Below are 15950 nucleotides of genomic sequence, written 5' to 3' on the forward strand. Positions count from 1 at the left end.
TCCCCCATGTAGGTGCATTTTTGGCGCGGCATCGTCACGAGCGATGCCTACGTGGATCTTGATAGTGCAGAAACGATCAGCCGTGCCAGCCAGAACGGGCTCCGTGACATGCTCAATACATAAGCGCGACGTAAGTGCAATGGTCGGTACAGCTCCGCAGCCTTACGCCCGTTTCACTCGGTGCGCTCTCGGTGCGGCCTCGGCACCGCCTCACCGTCCGGCACGGCCTCACCGTCCTGCACCGTCTCACTGCTGCCCGGCACCGCCTCAGTGCCGCAGCCGCAGCCCCCGCGGAGTCGCGTGGAAGCCCGCCCCCTCCAGGACCGCACCCAGCGCGGACGTCAGCGCCGGGGCCGCATTGATCCGCTCCACCGTGAGCGCCGGCAGCGTGCCCGCACGGGACGCCTCCGCCAGCGCGGCCGTCGCCGCCGCGAGCCGCGGATCCTCCGGCGGGGGCCACGCCAGCAGGGTCTTGCCGCCGCGCTCCAGGTACAGCACCAGCTCGCCGTCGACCAGGACCACCAGGGAGCCCGCCTTCCGGCCCGGCTTGTGCGAGGCCCCCGCCGGGGGCTCCGGCCACGGCAGGGCCGCCCCGTACGCGTTCGCCGGGTCGGCGGCCGCCAGCACCACCGCCGCCAGCGGCGGAGGGTTCCGCTCGGCCGACCGCAGCCGGTCCACCGCCCCGTCCATCGCGAACTGGGCCGCGCCCAGCCCCTCCACCACATAGCCGCGGCAGGCCTGGCCGCTGTCCTCGAACGCCGACAGGACCCGGTACACCGCGCTGAAACCGCCTTCAACGCCCTCGGCGGCCACCGCCCCCCGGGTGACCACCCCGTGCCGGTCCAGCAGGGTGCGGGCCAGCGCGTGCGCCCGGTGCGTGGGGTCGGCGGCCCGGCCGGGCAGCAGCGACCAGCGCCCCGACACCGTCGGCGGCCCCGGCCGGGCGACCTGCGCGCCGAGCGTGCCGTACCGCCCGCGCGGAACCGTGCGCCGGGCCCGGTGCGCGGTGGCCCCCGCGGTGCGGCCCGAACCCAGCAGGGAGCGCAGCGGTGCCAGGGTGTCGTTCGTCAGCCGGCCCGACCAGGCCAGGTCCCAGACGGCCTCGGACAGTTCGAGGTCCGTGGCCTCCGGGTGCGCCGCGCGGACCGACTGCGCCAGCTGACGGAAGAACAGGCCGTACCCGCCCGACAGCGCGTCCAAGAGCGCCTGGTGCAGGGGCGTCAGCTCCAGCGGGTGCGGCTCGGGCAGCAACAGCGGTGCCGCGTCCGCCAGGTAGAGCGACACCCAGCCGTCCTTGCCCGGCAGCGCCCCGGCCCCCGCCCACACCACCTCCCCGGTCGTGGTCAGCTCGTCCAGCAGGGTCGGCGCGTACCCCGCCACCCGCGACGGCAGGACCAGCCGCTCCAGCGCCGAGGCCGGCACCGGCGCGCCCTGAAGCTGCTCGACCGCCCGGGCCAGGCCGTCGATGCCGCGCAGGGCCCCGCCCAGGTGCTGCCACTGCGGCAGGAACGTCGCCAGCGAGGCCGGCGGCACCGGCTCCAGCTCCTGGCGCAGCGCGGCCAGCGAACGCCGGCGCAGCCTGCGCAGCACGGCCGCGTCGCACCACTCCTGGCCGATGCCCGCCGGATGGAACTCGCCCTGCACCACCCGGCCCGCCGCCGCCAGCCGCTGGAGCGCGCCCTCGGTGACCGCCGCGCCCAGCCCGAAGCGGGCCGCGGCCGCCGCCGTGGTGAACGGGCCGTGCGTCCGCGCGTACCGGGCCAGGAGGTCGCCGAGCGGGTCCTTGACCGGCTCGGTGAACGCCTCCGGCACCCCGACCGGCAGCGCCGTGCCCAGCGCGTCCCGCAGCCGCCCCGCGTCCTCGACCGCCGCCCAGTGCTCCGCCCCGCCGATCCGCACCCGGATGGCCCGGCGGGCGTCCGCGAGCTCCTGCGGCCAGGCCGGGTCGGCGCCCCGCTCGGCCAGTTCGGCCCCCGTCAGCGGGCCCAGCAGCCGCAGCAGGTCGGCGACCGACTCCGTGTCCTTGGCCCGCCGGTCCTCGGTGAGCCACTGCAGCTCCCGCTCCAGCTCCGCCAGCACCTCGGCGTCCAGCAGCTCGCGCAGCTCCGCCTGGCCGAGCAGCTCCGCCAGCAGGCGCGAGTCCAGGGACAGCGCGGCCGCCCTCCGCTCGGCGAGCGGCGAGTCCCCCTCGTACAGGAACTGGGCGACGTACCCGAACAGCAGCGACCGCGCGAACGGGGACGGCTCGGCCGTGGTCACCTCCACCAGGCGGACCCGGCGGGCCTCGATGTCCGCCATCAGCTCCGTCAGGCCCGGCACGTCGAAGACGTCCTGAAGGCACTCCCGTACGGCCTCCAGCACGATCGGGAACGACCCGAACTCCGAGGCCACCTGGAGCAGTTGCGAGGCGCGCTGGCGCTGCTGCCACAGCGGCGTGCGCCGGCCGGGACTGCGGCGCGGCAGCAGCAGCGCCCGCGCCGCGCACTCCCGGAACCGGGAGGCGAACAGGGCGGAGCCGCCCACCTGGTCGGTGACGATCCCGCCGACCTCGCCGTGGTCGAAGACCACGTCCGCCGCGCCCAGCGGGGCCTGCCCCTCGTCGAACTCGAAGGACCGGACGGCGGCCGCATCGTGGTCCAGCAGGTCCATCGACAGCAGGTCCGCGTCCGGCAGCCGCAGCACGATGCCGTCGTCCGCATGCATCACCTGCGCGTCCATGCCGTACCGCTCGGCGAGCCGGGCGCCGAGGGCCAGCGCCCACGGGGCGTGCACCTGCGCCCCGAAGGGGGAGTGCACCACGACCCGCCAGTCGCCCAGCTCGTCGCGGAACCGCTCGACCACGACCGTCCGGTCGTCCGGCACGTGCCCGCAGGCCTCCCGCTGCTCCGCCAGGTACTCCAGCACGTTCTCCGCGGCCCAGCCGTCCAGCCCGGCCGCCAGCAGCCGCAGCCGCGCGTCCTGCGCGGACAGCGCGCCGAGCTCCCGCAGGAACGCGCCCACCGCACGGCCCAGTTCGAGGGGGCGGCCCAGCTGGTCGCCCTTCCAGAACGGCAGCCGGCCCGGAACCCCGGGCGCGGGGGTGACCAGCACCCGGTCGCGGGTGATGTCCTCGATCCGCCACGACGTGGTGCCCAGGGTGAACACGTCGCCCACCCGGGACTCGTACACCATCTCCTCGTCGAGCTCGCCGACCCGGCCGCCGCCCTTCTTCGGGTCGGCCCCGGCGAGGAAGACGCCGAACAGCCCGCGGTCGGGGATGGTGCCGCCCGAGGTGACCGCCAGGCGCTGCGCCCCCGGCCGGCCGGTGACCGTGCCCGCCACCCGGTCCCACACCACCCGCGGCCGGAGCTCGGCGAACGCGTCGGACGGGTAGCGGCCCGCCAGCATGTCCAGGACCCCGGTGAACGCCGACTCCGGCAGCGCCGCGAACGGCGCCGCCCGCCGCACCAGGGCCAGCAGCTCGTCCAGCTGCCAGGTGTCCATCGCGGTCATCGCCACCAGCTGCTGGGCGAGCACGTCCAGCGGGTTCGACGGGATGCGCAGCGACTCGATGGCCCCGGTGCGCATCCGCTCGGTGACCACCGCCGCCTGCACCAGGTCACCGCGGTACTTGGGGAAGACGACCCCCGTGGAGACCGCGCCCACCTGGTGCCCGGCCCGGCCCACCCGCTGCAGCCCCGAGGCCACCGACGGCGGTGACTCCACCTGCACCACCAGGTCCACGGCGCCCATGTCGATGCCCAGCTCCAGGCTGGACGTGGCGACCACGGCGGGCAGCCGGCCCGCCTTCAGGTCCTCCTCCACCAGCGCCCGCTGCTCCTTGGACACCGAGCCGTGGTGCGCGCGGGCCAGCAGCGGCGGCGCCCCCTGCGCGGCACCCGACTGGGCCATGATCTCGGCCGGCGGCGGCCCGTCGGGCAGCTGCTCGCCGGTGGCGCGCTCGTAGGCGATCTCGTTGAGCCGGTTGCACAGCCGCTCCGCGAGGCGGCGGGAGTTGGCGAACACGATCGTGGAGCGGTGCGCCTGGACCAGGTCGGCGATCCGCTCCTCCACATGCGGCCAGATCGACGGCTTGTCGCCGCCCTCCCGGTCCTCCGTGGCCGGGGAGCCCCCCAACTCGCCCATGTCCTCGACCGGCACGACCACCGACAGGTCGAACTCCTTGGCCGAGGGCGGCTGCACGATCTCCACCCGGCCGCGCGGCGCCAGGTAGCGGGCCACCTCCTCCACCGGCCGGACCGTCGCCGACAGCCCGATCCGGCGCGCGGGGCGCGGCAGCAGCTCGTCCAGCCGCTCCAACGACAGCGCCAGGTGCGCCCCGCGCTTGGTCCCCGCCACCGCGTGCACCTCGTCCAGGATCACCGTCTCGACACCGGCGAGCGCCTCGCGCGTCGCCGACGTCAGCATCAGGAACAGCGACTCGGGCGTGGTGATCAGGATGTCCGGCGGCCGGTTCGCCAGCCCGCGCCGCTCGGCGGCCGGGGTGTCGCCCGAGCGGATCCCGACCCGGATGTCCGGCTCGGGCAGTCCGAGGCGGACCGACTCCTGCCGGATCCCGGTCAGCGGGCTGCGCAGGTTCCGCTCCACGTCGACCGCGAGGGCCTTCAGCGGCGACACGTACAGCACCCGGCAGCGCTTCTTCGGCTCCGCCGGCGGCGGCTCGGCCGCCAGCCGGTCCAGGGCGGCGAGGAAGGCGGCCAGTGTCTTGCCGGAGCCGGTGGGCGCCACGACCAGTACGTCCGAGCCCTCCCGGATGGCCCGCCAGGCTCCCTCCTGCGCGGCGGTGGGCGTACGGAAGGCCCCCGAGAACCAGGATCGGGTCGCGGGGGAGAACGCATCGAGCGCAGAGCCGGCCATGCCCCCATCCTGCACCCCGGCACCGACAAGGGGCCCGGACCAGGGCGGATGCGCCCGGGGAGGTGCCGGGAGCCGCGGGGAGGCGGCGCGCGGGCCCGGTCGGGCGGGGCGCAGAATGGGGCAATGGCGTACGGCGGCGGGGACAGGGAGTGGGCGCGGCACTGGCGGTACGCGGAACTGCCCGGCCTGGACCTGCTGCGCGCCCACTACATCCGCCACGCCTTCCCGCGCCACGCGCACGACGGGTACGTGATCGCCGCCGTCACCGGCGGCATCGAGGAGGTCGGCCTGCCCGGCGGCACCGTCCACGCCGGACCCGGCAGCGTCGTCCTGATCAACCCCGAGGTACCGCACACCGCCCGCGCCGGGGTCCCCGAGGGCTGGGCGTACGCCACGCTCTACCCCTCCCGGGAGCTGATCGCCGACGTCGCCGCCGAGATCGCCGGGCTGCGCGGCACCCCCGGCTTCACCGTCGACTCGGTCGCCGACCCGCAGACCTCGCACACCATCACCGAGATCCACCGGGCCGCCGAGGAGGGCAACGCGCTCGCCGCCGACACCCTGCTGCGCACGGCCGTGGCGCGGATCCTGACCCGGCACGCCGGCCCGCTGCCCGCCCGTGCGGCGAGGAGCGCCGGAGCCTCGGACGCGGCGCGGGCCCGGGCGGTGCTCCAGGAGCGGATGGCGGACCCGCCGTCGCTGGAGCAGCTCGCCGCGGAGCTCGGGACCAGCCCGTTCGCCCTGCTGCGGGCGTTCCGGGAGCGGTACGGGATGCCGCCGCACACCTGGCTGACCGACGCCCGGGTCAGGCGGGCGCGCCGGCTGCTGGACGCGGGGACCGCCCCGGCCGAGGCGGCGGCCGCCGTCGGCTTCACGGACCAGCCGCACCTCAACCGGCACTTCACCCGCATCGTGGGGGTGACGCCGGGGGCCTACCGGCGGGAGCGGGCCGGATAGCGCGCGGCGCCGCCGCCCGCGCCGGGCAGGGCCGCCGTGTGCTGGGCAGGGCCGCCGTGCCCGTCGGGCAGGGCCGCCGCCTGCAAGAACGTACAAGACCGGGCCGGGCCGTCCCGCGTACGGTCCCGGCGTGGGAGAACGTCAGACAGTCATACGAGAGACACGGCAGGCCCCCGAGGAGGTCGCCGGGCGGCCGCGCGCCGCCGTCGTGCGGGACGCACTCGGGGTGGGGGTGGCCGTCGGGCTGTCCGGCTTCGCGTTCGGAGTGACTGCCGCGGGGTCCGGGCTCAGCGCCCTCCAGGCCGGTGCCCTGAGCCTGCTGGTGTTCACCGGCGCCTCGCAGTTCGCGCTGGTCGGGGCGCTGGCCGCGGGCGGGAACCCGTTCACGGCCGCCGCCGGCGCCTTCTTCCTCGGGACGCGGAACGCCTTCTACGGGCTGCGGCTGTCGCAGCTGCTCGCCCTGCCCCGGGCCGCGAAGCCGTTCGCCGCTCACTGGGTGATCGACGAGACCACCGCCGTGTCGCTGGCACAGCCGGACCGCAGGTCGGCGCGGCTCGGGTTCACCGTGACCGGGCTGGCCCTCTTCGTCCTGTGGAACCTCACCACCGTGCTGGGCGCGCTCGGCGCCGAGGCCATCGGGGACACCGCCGCCTGGGGGCTGGACGCCGCCGGGCCCGCCGTCTTCCTGGCACTGCTCGCGCCGATGCTGAAGAGCACCACCGAGCGGGCCGTCGCCGCGCTCGCACTCGTCCTCGGGCTGGGCCTGCTGCCCGTCCTGCCCGCCGGACTGCCCGTGCTCGTGGCCGCGCTCGCCGCACCTGCGGTCCTCTGGCTGAAGGGACGACGCCCGTGAACGTGTGGATCGCCATCGCACTGACCGCCGTCGGCTGCTACGCCGTCAAGCTGGCCGGGCTCCTCGTGCCCGCCGGAGCGCTGGAGCGGCCGCTCGTGCGCCGGCTGGCCGAGCTGCTGCCGGTCGCCCTGCTGGCCGCGCTCACCGCCCAGCAGACCTTCGCCACCGGGCAGGAGCTCGTGCTCGACGCGCGGGCCGCCGGGCTCGTCGCCGCGGGGCTGGCACTGGTCCTGCGGGCGCCCTTCCTCGTGGTGGTCGGGGCCGCCGTCGCGGTCACCGCGGCCGTGCGGGCCCTGGGCGGGTAGCGCCGTCCGGGACGGGTGTCCCGGCCGGGCTGGATACTGGGTGCATGCGGTTGACGATTTTCTGGGAGCGGATGGCCGAGCACTTCGGTGCGGGCTATGCGGACTCCTTCGCACGGGACCACGTCATGTCGGAGCTCGGCGGACGCACCGTCCACCAGGCGCTGGAGTCCGGCTGGGAGGCCAAGGACGTGTGGCGCGCCGTGTGTTCGGCGATGGACGTCCCGGCCTCGCTGCGCTGAGGGCGGGCGCACCCGTTTCCCCGTACGCGCGCCGGGTGGGACAGACTGGGCGGCGTGGCAGCCACCGATGAGACGACCGAGAACACCGAGCCGGCCGACCGCGCGGCGGAGGCCGAACGGGCCGGGACGCCCGACGCGGCCGCACCCGCCGACCGGGCGGGTTCCTCCGCCGACTGGGCGGGTTCCTCCGCCGACCGGGCCGGTTCCGCAGGCGCCCGGGCGGGTTTCGCAGGCGCCCGCGCGGGTTCTGCCGACGACCGCATGCCGCGGTGGCTGCCCCGCGCCGTCCTCCTCGTCCTGGCGCTGGTCGCCTGCTACCAGCTCGGCAGCTGGGCCTTCCACCAGCTGATCGGGCTGCTGGTCAACATCCTGATCGCGTTCTTCCTGGCCCTCGCGATCGAACCCGCCGTCTCGAGGATGGCGGCCCGCGGCATGCGCCGCGGGCTCGCCACCTTCCTGGTGTTCCTCGGGGTGTTCGTCGCCGCCGTCGGCTTCGTCGTCCTGCTCGGCTCGATGCTCGCCGGGCAGATCGTCGACATGGTGGAGGACTTCCCCCGCTATCTCGACTCCGTGATCAACACGATCAACGCGACCTTCCACACCGAGCTGTCCCGGCTGGAGATCCAGGACAGCCTGCTGCGCTCGGACTGGCTGCAGAAGTACGTACAGGACAGCGCGAGCGGCGTGCTCGACGTGTCCGCCACCGTGCTCGGCGGACTCTTCCGACTGCTGACCGTCGGCCTGTTCTCGTTCTACTTCGCCGCGGACGGTCCGCGGCTGCGGCGCGCGCTGTGCTCCGTGCTGCCTCCGGCGAAGCAGTCGGAGGTGCTGCGCGCCTGGGAGATCGCCGTGGCCAAGACGGGCGGCTACCTCTACTCGCGCGGGCTGATGGCCCTGGTGTCCGCGATCGCGCACTACGTGGTCTTCGCGGTGCTGGGCGTGCCGTACGCGCCGGCGCTCGCGGTGTGGGTGGGGCTGGTCTCCCAGTTCATCCCCACCATAGGCACCTACCTGGCGGGCGCGCTGCCCACGCTGATCGCCTTCACCGTCAACCCCTGGTACGCGCTGTACATCCTCGGGTTCGTCGTGGTCTACCAGCAGTTCGAGAACTACGTGCTGCAGCCCAAGCTGACCTCGCGGAGCGTGGACATCCACCCGGCCGTGGCCTTCGGGTCGGTCATCGCGGGGACCGCCCTGCTGGGCGCTGTCGGGGCGCTCGTCGCGATTCCGGCCGTCGCCACCCTCCAGGCCTTCCTCGGCGTGTACGTCAGGCGGTACGAGCTGACGCAGGAGGCGGACGCCGCTACGCCTGCTTCCCGCCGGCCGGGCCGAGTACGGCTGCCAGGGCTTCGCTGACGGCCGCCTCGACGGCGGACTTCTCCAGGCCGAGGCCGCTGAGCACGCCCTCGCCGTGCTCCAGTTCGAGGAGCGCGAGCAGGATGTGCTCGGTCCCGACGTAGTCGTGGCCCAGCCGGAGGGCCTCGCGGAAGGTCAGCTCCAGGGCCTTCTTGGCGGAGGCGTCGAAGGGGACCAGGTCGGGCACGCTGCCCTCGGTCGCGGCGGGCAGGGCGGCGGTGGCCGCGGCGCGCACGGCGTCCGGCGTGACGCCCTGGGAGCGCAGGGCGAGGACCGCGAGACCCTGCTCGTCGGCGAGCAGTCCGAGGACGAGGTGCTCGGTGCGGATCTCGGTGTTGCCCGCGGCGCGGGCCTCGTTCTGTGCGGACACCACGGCGTTGCGGGCGCGCGGGGTGAAGCGGCCGAAGCCCTGGCCGGACTGGACGTCGCTGCCCTCGCCCTCCTTGTCCGCCTTGGGCACGAAGCGCTTCTGGGCGGCCTGGCGGGTGACGCCCATGCTGCGGCCGATGTCGGTCCAGGAGGCGCCGGAGCGGCGGGCCTGGTCGACGAAGTGGCCGATGAGGTGGTCGGCCACGTCGTCAAGGTGCTCGGCGGCGACGACGGCACCGCTGAGCTGGTCGAGGGCGTCGCCGTGGGACTTCTTGATGGCCTCGATGAGGTCGTCGAGGCGTACCGGGTTGGTCATGCGAACGGGTTCCTCTGAAGGGTTCGTCATAGGTGCAACCGTAGGTTGACAGCCGAAGGGGTGTCAACCGTTGGTTGTCACTCTGGTGGCGGGGTGCGCCGGGACGGCTCCCGGGCGGCCGGGGCGGGCGAACCGCGAGCGCGGCCTCGCCCCGTCCGAGGTCCGGCCCCTCCTGCCGGATGTGTGACCGGGCACAGTGCTCGGCCTCGCGCGGGCGATCACGGTGCTCCCCGCGGGCCGCCGGCGCGCTCGCCGGGTGGCCGAAACGCCCGGTCACAGCCGCCTCCGCCGGGGCGGGAGGGGCCGGCTTGACAGGGAAATCGAACATCCATTCTGATGAGTTATCCACAGCCGAACCGGCGTGGCAGCGCATTGTCAGTGGCAGGCGTTAGCGTCAATGGCGTGAAGCGATCGACTCAAGCAAACCGGGTGGAACCCATGGCAGGCACCGACCGCGAGAAGGCTCTGGACGCCGCGCTCGCACAGATTGAACGGCAATTCGGCAAGGGTGCGGTCATGCGCCTCGGCGACCGGCCGAACGAGCCCATCGAGGTCATCCCCACCGGGTCGACCGCACTGGACATCGCCCTCGGTGTCGGCGGCCTGCCGCGCGGCCGCGTCGTCGAGATCTACGGACCGGAGTCCTCCGGTAAGACGACCCTGACCCTGCACGCCGTGGCCAACGCGCAGAAGGCCGGCGGCACCGTGGCCTTCGTGGACGCCGAGCACGCACTCGACCCGGAGTACGCGCGGGCCCTCGGCGTCGACACCGACAACCTGATCCTGTCCCAGCCGGACACCGGTGAGCAGGCCCTGGAGATCGTGGACATGCTGGTCCGCTCCGGCGCCCTCGACCTCATCGTCATCGACTCCGTCGCCGCCCTCGTGCCGCGCGCGGAGATCGAGGGCGAGATGGGCGACTCGCACGTCGGTCTCCAGGCCCGTCTGATGAGCCAGGCCCTCCGCAAGATCACCAGCGCGCTCAACCAGTCCAAGACCACCGCGATCTTCATCAACCAGCTCCGCGAGAAGATCGGCGTCATGTTCGGCTCCCCGGAGACCACCACCGGTGGCCGGGCGCTGAAGTTCTACGCCTCGGTGCGTATCGACATCCGCCGCATCGAGACCCTGAAGGACGGCACGGAGGCGGTCGGCAACCGCACCCGCTGCAAGGTCGTCAAGAACAAGGTCGCGCCGCCGTTCAAGCAGGCCGAGTTCGACATCCTCTACGGCCAGGGCATCAGCCGTGAGGGCGGCCTGATCGACATGGGCGTGGAGCACGGCTTCATCCGCAAGGCCGGCGCCTGGTACACGTACGAGGGCGACCAGCTCGGCCAGGGCAAGGAGAACGCCCGCAACTTCCTGAAGGACAACCCGGACCTCGCCAACGAGATCGAGCGGAAGATCAAGGAGAAGCTCGGCGTCGGTGTCCGCAAGGGCGCCCAGACGGCCGGCGAGACCCCCGCGGAGGAGACGGCCGCCGGCGACGGCGAGGCCAAGAGCGTTCCCGCCCCGGCAGCGAAGGCGAAGGCGGCCAAGACCGCCGCCGCCAAGAGCTGACCCGATGCGGGAACACGAAGGGGACGGCGGCTCCGGCACGACGAGGGCCGAGCGGGAGCTGCCGCCCCAGAGTCCCGAGGAACAGGCGCGGGCGATCTGCCTGCGCCTGCTCACCGGGATGCCGCGCACCCGCCGCCAGCTCGCGGACGCCCTCGCCAAACGGGGCATTCCCGAGGAGGTGTCGCAGGAGGTCCTCTCCCGGTTCGAGGAGGTGGGCCTGATCGACGACGCCGCCTTCGCCGGCGCCTGGGTCGAGTCCCGCCACCGCGGTCGCGGCCTCGCCCGCCGGGCCCTCGCCCAGGAGCTGCGGACCAAGGGCGTGCAGGCCTCCCTCGTCCAGGAAGCCCTGGAACAGCTGGACTCCGAGCAGGAGGAGCAGACCGCCCGCGAACTCGTCGAGCGGAAGCTCCGCGCCACACGGGGCCTGGAGCGGGACAAGCGGATCCGCCGCCTGGCCGGGATGCTCGCCCGCAAGGGATACCCCGAGGGCATGGCCCTGCGCGTGGTGCGGCGCGCCCTCGAGGCCGAGGGCGAGGACATCGACGACGAGCTGGGGTTCCCGGAAAGCTGACCCCGACCGCGCGGGCGCGCGGGCAAGGGGGGTGGGGACAGCCCCCGGGCCCGGACGCCGGGGCGCTCCGCCGCCAACGCCCCTCCCCGGCGGCAGAGTTGAACGCATGATGCTGCGTTACGCCCTCTTGGACCGTCAGGGCCCGCAAAGCCGGCTTCGTACCCGGCGTCGCGCCGAGGGCCGCGCCCCGCAGAGCGGCGGCGAGGTCGTCGTCGACTGTGAACTGGCCGCCCGCGCCGGACTGGGCCCGGCAGCCGACTCACCGCCCAGGCGACCGGCGCACCGAAGGAGTACACGGTCAGCGGCTTCGCCCGGCAGCCGCATCAGGGCCGCCCCTTCCCGGAGACGGCCCTGCTCACCGCGGCCATCGAGGAGATGGCGGTCGAGCGGTGCCTGAGCGGGGCACGGCGGCTTCTGGCTGCTCGCATGGCCCGACTCGCGTTGGCGATCCGCGACCCCGACGATCCTCTGGTACACGAACAGGCTCCGGCAGCGCGACGCACCGGGCTGCGGCATGAACGCCGCACCGGCTGGAAGGCCCAAGCCATCCTCACTGCGCTGAACTACCTGTCCAGAGCCCTACTGACGCCGCTGGCCAAGGACACAGAACTCGTTACCTTCGGGGTCTGCCAGAACAACCCAGGACTGATCACCCTGGCCGATGTCAACACGCTGCGCGCCATGAGCCACCAGACGAGCCACCTCGGCGTCCTGGTCATCAGGCCTGAAGTCGAGATGGAGTCGGCTCTTGGCCTTCTTGCTCTCGTCAAGCCGGACGAAGTCCAACCCCGGTAGACGATTCGGCGCCGGGCGGATCTCGAACTCTTCATCGGAGGAGTGGACCACAACCCAACCGAGAGCCTCGGCCCACCACTGCCCCAAGGCCACCGGATCTTCGGAGTGAACGATTACCTGCTCCCATTCCAAGGTCATCCGCCGACCTTAGGTCTGCCAGGGCTTCGAAGAACAGGCCCTCAGGCCGCCCCCATCGGGCTGAACCCGAGGTTCCCCCCCGCGGAGCCACCGTCACCGCAGGTTCGGCTGCAAGGCGTCGGGCACGTCAAGGTGCACCAGCAGAGGCCCGTGGTCGGCAAGGCCAAGACGATCCCGGTCAAGCGGGAAGGCAACCGAGCACTGGTACGACGTCCTGACGGCAACGGTCAATCGATCACGGCGGTGGGTGTCGACGGTGACGGCGACGGTGCCGTGCGGGTCGGGGCGCCCATACGGACGGCGTCCGCGGCCTCGTACAGCTCCGCCGGCCGCACCCCCGCGAAGGTGGCCGCCAGATGCCCGTCCGGCCGGACCAGCAGCACGGTGTGCGCCGCTGCCCCCGGATAGTCGTCCGCGACGAGCAGCTCCGCGCGGACCGGCAGTGCGGCCACGGCCGCCGCCAGCCGCGGCATCAGCCCGGCGCCGACCCAGTGCCGCCGGTCCCAGACCCCGGTCCCGGGGGCGACCAGCACCACCAGCAGGCGGCCCCCCAGCAGGTCCCGCAGCGGCACGGTCGACCCGTCGGGGGCGGACACCGCGACGTTCGCGACGGCTCCGCCCGGCTCGGTCGCGGTCGGCACCTCCCGTACGGCGACGGGCGGGCCGTACGAGGGCTGCGCGCCCAGCGCTCCCCGGCCCAGGTGGCTGTCGGTGAGCAGGGCCTCGGCGCGCGCCGAGCCGGGCAGCAGGGTCCGCAGCCCGCTCCCGCCGCGCAGGGCCGGCATGGCCTGGTCGGCGGCGCGCAGCCGGGCGGCGACCGCCGTGCGCCGCTCGTCCTCGTAGCTGTCGAGCAGGGCCTCGGAGGCCCCCTGGTGCCAGGCGAGGGCCAGCTTCCAGGCCAGGTTCTCGGCGTCCCGGAGCCCTTCCTCGACGCCCTGGGTGCCGAGCGCGCCCAGCAGGTGGGCGGCGTCCCCGGCGAGGAAGGCGCGGCCGTTGCGCCAGGTGCGGGCGAGCCGGTGGTGCAGGGTGTGCACGCCGGTGTCGAGGAGGTCGTATGCGGGTGTGGTGCCCCCGCACCAGGCGGCCATGGTGTCGCGGATCAGGGTCACCAGCGCGTCGGGGGTGACGAGTTCGCCGCGGGCCGGCAGCAGCCAGTCCAGCCGCCACACCCCGTCGGCCAGCGGCCGGGCGGTGGTCTCCTGCGGCGAGTCGCGGTGCAGCAGGGCCTCGCCGGGCCAGGGGAGTTCGGTGCGCAGCGCGGCCACGGCGTGCCGTTCGACGGCGGTGCGCCCGGGGAAGCGGATGCCGAGGAGCTTGCGCACGGTGGAGCGGGCTCCGTCGCAGCCGACCAGGAAACTCCCCCGCCACCAGGTGGTTTCCGCGCCCCGGGTGTGGGCGGTGACCCCGCGGTCGTCCTGCTCCACGGTGTCCAGTTTGCTGTCGGGGACGAGCTGGACCAGCGGGTGGGCGGCCGCGGCTGCGCGCATCCCGCGGGTGAGGGCGTGCTGCGGCACGTGCAGCGGGGCCGGCTCCGGGTCGTCCTCGAAGGTGATGCGGCCGGTGTCACGGCTGCGCCGCATGGTGCGCCAGGCCGCGTAGTACGCGCCTTCGTCGCGCAGTGTCGTACAGCCCAGCCGCTCGGCCATGGCGGCGGTGTCGGAGTGCAGGACGACGGTGCGGGCCGGGCGAGGGAGATCCTTGCCAGGCCCCTCGTCGAGTACGACCGAGGGCACACCCTGGCCGGCCAGGGCGAGGGCCAGGGACAGTCCGACGGGCCCCGCGCCGACAACGATCACCGGGTCCACGAGGCGGCTCCCGATGTCCGGTATGTGATCACAGAACGTATGCAACCCACTGGAGGTGCCTGCGTCAAGTGACACAAGACCCGGGCATGCGTGTGGTGCGGCGGATGAGATCCGCCGCACCACATGTGCCACGCCAGTGTACTGACCGGGTGTCAGGGGGCCTTGCCCACGCCGGCCGCGCCACCCGCGTCGACCTCGGCCACGTCGGCCTCGACCACGGCGCCGGTGCCCTTCTTCGACGTCCGCAGCCGCTTCTCCAGGAAGGAGGCCAGGCCCGTCAGGGCGAAGTTCACCGTGATGTAGATCAGGGCGATCACGACCATGGTCGCGATGGTGTTGCTGTAGTTGGCGGAAATCTGCCGGTTCATCGACATCAGGTCGGCGAAGCCCAGGGCGGCGCCGCCGAGCGCCGTGTCCTTGAGGATCACCACGAGCTGGCTGACCAGCGCGGGGAGCATCGCCGTCACGGCCTGCGGGACCAGGATGTACAGCATGGTCTGGCCCTTGCGCATGCCGATCGCCTTGGCCGCGTCGGTCTGGCCGCGCGGCAGCGACAGGATGCCGGCCCGGACGATCTCGGCGATGACCGAGGCGTTGTACAGGACCAGGCCGGTGACCACCGCGTACAGCGGCCGCAGATCCGAGCTGACGGTGCCGAGCATCACGTACAGGGCAGAGCTGAAGAACATCAGCATCAGGACCGGGATGGCGCGGAAGAACTCCACGACCGTGCCGACCGGGATGCGCACCCACGCGTGGTCGGACAGCCGGGCGATGCCGAAGAGTGCGCCGAGCGGCAGCGCGATCACCATGGCGATCAGACCGGCCTTGAGGGTCTCACCGAGGCCGGGCAGCAGATACGTCGTCCAGATCTGGCTGTCGGTGACGAACGGGGTCCACTTGTCGGCCTCGAGCTGGTTCTTCTCGGCCATGATGCCCAGAGCCCACCACAGGACCAGCGCGAGGATCACCGTGAAGATGCCGGTGTAGACCCAGTTGCGGACCTTGGCCTTGGGGCCGGGGGTGTCGTACAGAACGGAGCTCATCGCTTCACCGCCACTCGCTTGGCCACCCAGCCCAGCAGCAGGCCGGTGGGCAGGGTCAGCAGGACGAAGCCGAGAGCGAAGACCGCGAAGACCGCGAAGAGCGCCTGCGCCTCGTTCTCCAGCATTTCCTTCATCAGCAGGGCCGCCTCGGCCACGCCGATGGTCGCCGCCACCGTGGTGTTCTTGGTGAGGGCGATCAGTACGTTGGTGAGCGGCGCGATGACCGCCCGGAAGGCCTGGGGGAGCACGATCAGGGTGAGCACCTGGAAGAAGCTCAGGCCCAGCGCGCGGGCGGCCTCGGCCTGGCCGACGGGCACGGTGTTGATGCCCGAGCGCAGTGCCTCGCAGACGAACGTGCCGGTGTAGGCGATCAGGCCCAGAACCGCGAGGCGGAAGCCGATCTCCTTGAAGTTCTCGCCGCCGAGCGTGATCCCCAGCGTCTGGTTGAGGCCCAGCGAGCAGCCGATGATCAGCAGGGTCAGCGGCGTGTTGCGCACGACGTTGACGTACGCGGTGCCGAAGGACCGCATCATCGGGACCGGGCTGACCCGCATCCCGGCCAGGATCGTGCCCCAGATCAGGGAGCCGACCGCTGAGTAGAGGGTGAGCTGCACCGTCACCCAGAAGGCTCCGAGCACGTCGTACTGCCCGGAAGTAAGAAAGTCGAACACGTTGCCCTGCGCTCTCCCCAGGATGGCCGGTGAGGGGGGGGGGGGGGGGGGGGGGGGGGGGGGGGGAGGGGGGGGGGGGGGGGGCGGGGGGGGGGGGGGGGGGGGGTGTGGT

The 15950-nt window shown here is 73.5% G+C and carries 12 protein-coding genes and 1 pseudogene; 7 read left to right on the forward strand and 6 right to left on the reverse strand.

Annotated features, from left to right (window positions below; genetic code table 11):
- Positions 1 to 267: 267 nt before the first annotated feature.
- The gene (locus tag AC068A_RS32560; protein WP_478589872.1) at positions 268 to 4857 is read right to left on the reverse strand and encodes an ATP-dependent helicase; all 4590 of its coding nucleotides are present in this window, start codon (positions 4855 to 4857) and stop codon (positions 268 to 270) included.
- Positions 4858 to 4980: 123 nt separating this feature from the next.
- Here AC068A_RS32560 and AC068A_RS32565 point away from each other — a divergent pair, with 123 nt between their 5' ends.
- The 5 genes from AC068A_RS32565 (at position 4981) to AC068A_RS32585 (ending at position 8567) form a co-directional block, all read left to right on the forward strand.
- On the forward strand, positions 4981 to 5814 hold the full coding sequence (locus AC068A_RS32565; RefSeq protein WP_478589873.1) for an AraC family transcriptional regulator: 834 nt from the start codon (positions 4981 to 4983) through the stop codon (positions 5812 to 5814).
- Between the two features lie 151 nt (positions 5815 to 5965).
- Positions 5966 to 6667 (forward strand): AzlC family ABC transporter permease, encoded by a 702-nt coding sequence (locus tag AC068A_RS32570; RefSeq protein ID WP_478589882.1) that lies wholly within the window; start codon positions 5966 to 5968, stop codon positions 6665 to 6667.
- Complete coding sequence (locus AC068A_RS32575) at positions 6664 to 6972, forward strand: AzlD domain-containing protein (RefSeq protein ID WP_179176984.1); 309 nt, start codon at positions 6664 to 6666, stop codon at positions 6970 to 6972. The genes AC068A_RS32570 and AC068A_RS32575 overlap by 4 nt, the downstream gene beginning before the upstream one ends.
- Positions 6973 to 7016: 44 nt before the next feature.
- Entirely contained in the window at positions 7017 to 7211 is a 195-nt protein-coding gene (locus AC068A_RS32580; RefSeq protein ID WP_478589874.1) for a DUF3046 domain-containing protein, read from the forward strand.
- A gap of 261 nt (positions 7212 to 7472) precedes the next feature.
- Positions 7473 to 8567: an AI-2E family transporter gene (locus tag AC068A_RS32585; RefSeq protein ID WP_478589883.1), complete on the forward strand. Its 1095-nt coding sequence runs from the start codon at positions 7473 to 7475 to the stop codon at positions 8565 to 8567.
- Here the strand turns inward: AC068A_RS32585 and AC068A_RS32590 are convergent.
- Positions 8515 to 9282 (reverse strand): Clp protease N-terminal domain-containing protein, encoded by a 768-nt coding sequence (locus AC068A_RS32590; RefSeq protein WP_478589875.1) that lies wholly within the window; start codon positions 9280 to 9282, stop codon positions 8515 to 8517. The two genes, AC068A_RS32585 and AC068A_RS32590, sit on opposite strands and share 53 nt — an antisense overlap.
- A 408-nt stretch (positions 9283 to 9690) precedes the next feature.
- Here AC068A_RS32590 and recA point away from each other — a divergent pair, with 408 nt between their 5' ends.
- Together recA and recX are read left to right on the forward strand one after the other, a co-directional pair.
- The gene (gene recA / locus AC068A_RS32595; RefSeq protein WP_478589876.1) at positions 9691 to 10812 is read left to right on the forward strand and encodes a recombinase RecA; all 1122 of its coding nucleotides are present in this window, start codon (positions 9691 to 9693) and stop codon (positions 10810 to 10812) included.
- Positions 10766 to 11383 (forward strand): annotated as a pseudogene (gene recX / locus AC068A_RS32600) (recombination regulator RecX); the annotation flags it as partial. The gene recA and the pseudogene recX, both read left to right, overlap by 47 nt.
- Before the next feature lie 579 nt (positions 11384 to 11962).
- Here recX and AC068A_RS32605 read toward each other — a convergent pair.
- The 4 genes from AC068A_RS32605 to AC068A_RS32620 form a co-directional block, all read right to left on the reverse strand.
- Complete coding sequence (locus AC068A_RS32605) at positions 11963 to 12316, reverse strand: VOC family protein (RefSeq protein ID WP_478589877.1); 354 nt, start codon at positions 12314 to 12316, stop codon at positions 11963 to 11965.
- Between the two features lie 227 nt (positions 12317 to 12543).
- Entirely contained in the window at positions 12544 to 14121 is a 1578-nt protein-coding gene (locus tag AC068A_RS32610; protein WP_478589878.1) for an FAD-dependent oxidoreductase, read from the reverse strand.
- A gap of 152 nt (positions 14122 to 14273) precedes the next feature.
- Positions 14274 to 15167, reverse strand: a complete 894-nt coding sequence (locus AC068A_RS32615; protein WP_478589879.1) for an amino acid ABC transporter permease — start codon at positions 15165 to 15167, stop codon at positions 14274 to 14276.
- Positions 15164 to 15838, reverse strand: a complete 675-nt coding sequence (locus tag AC068A_RS32620; protein ID WP_478589880.1) for an amino acid ABC transporter permease — start codon at positions 15836 to 15838, stop codon at positions 15164 to 15166. The genes AC068A_RS32615 and AC068A_RS32620 overlap by 4 nt, the downstream gene beginning before the upstream one ends.
- Positions 15839 to 15950 lie beyond the last annotated feature (112 nt).

Source organism: Streptomyces sp. NPDC043854 (genome assembly GCF_056436005.1).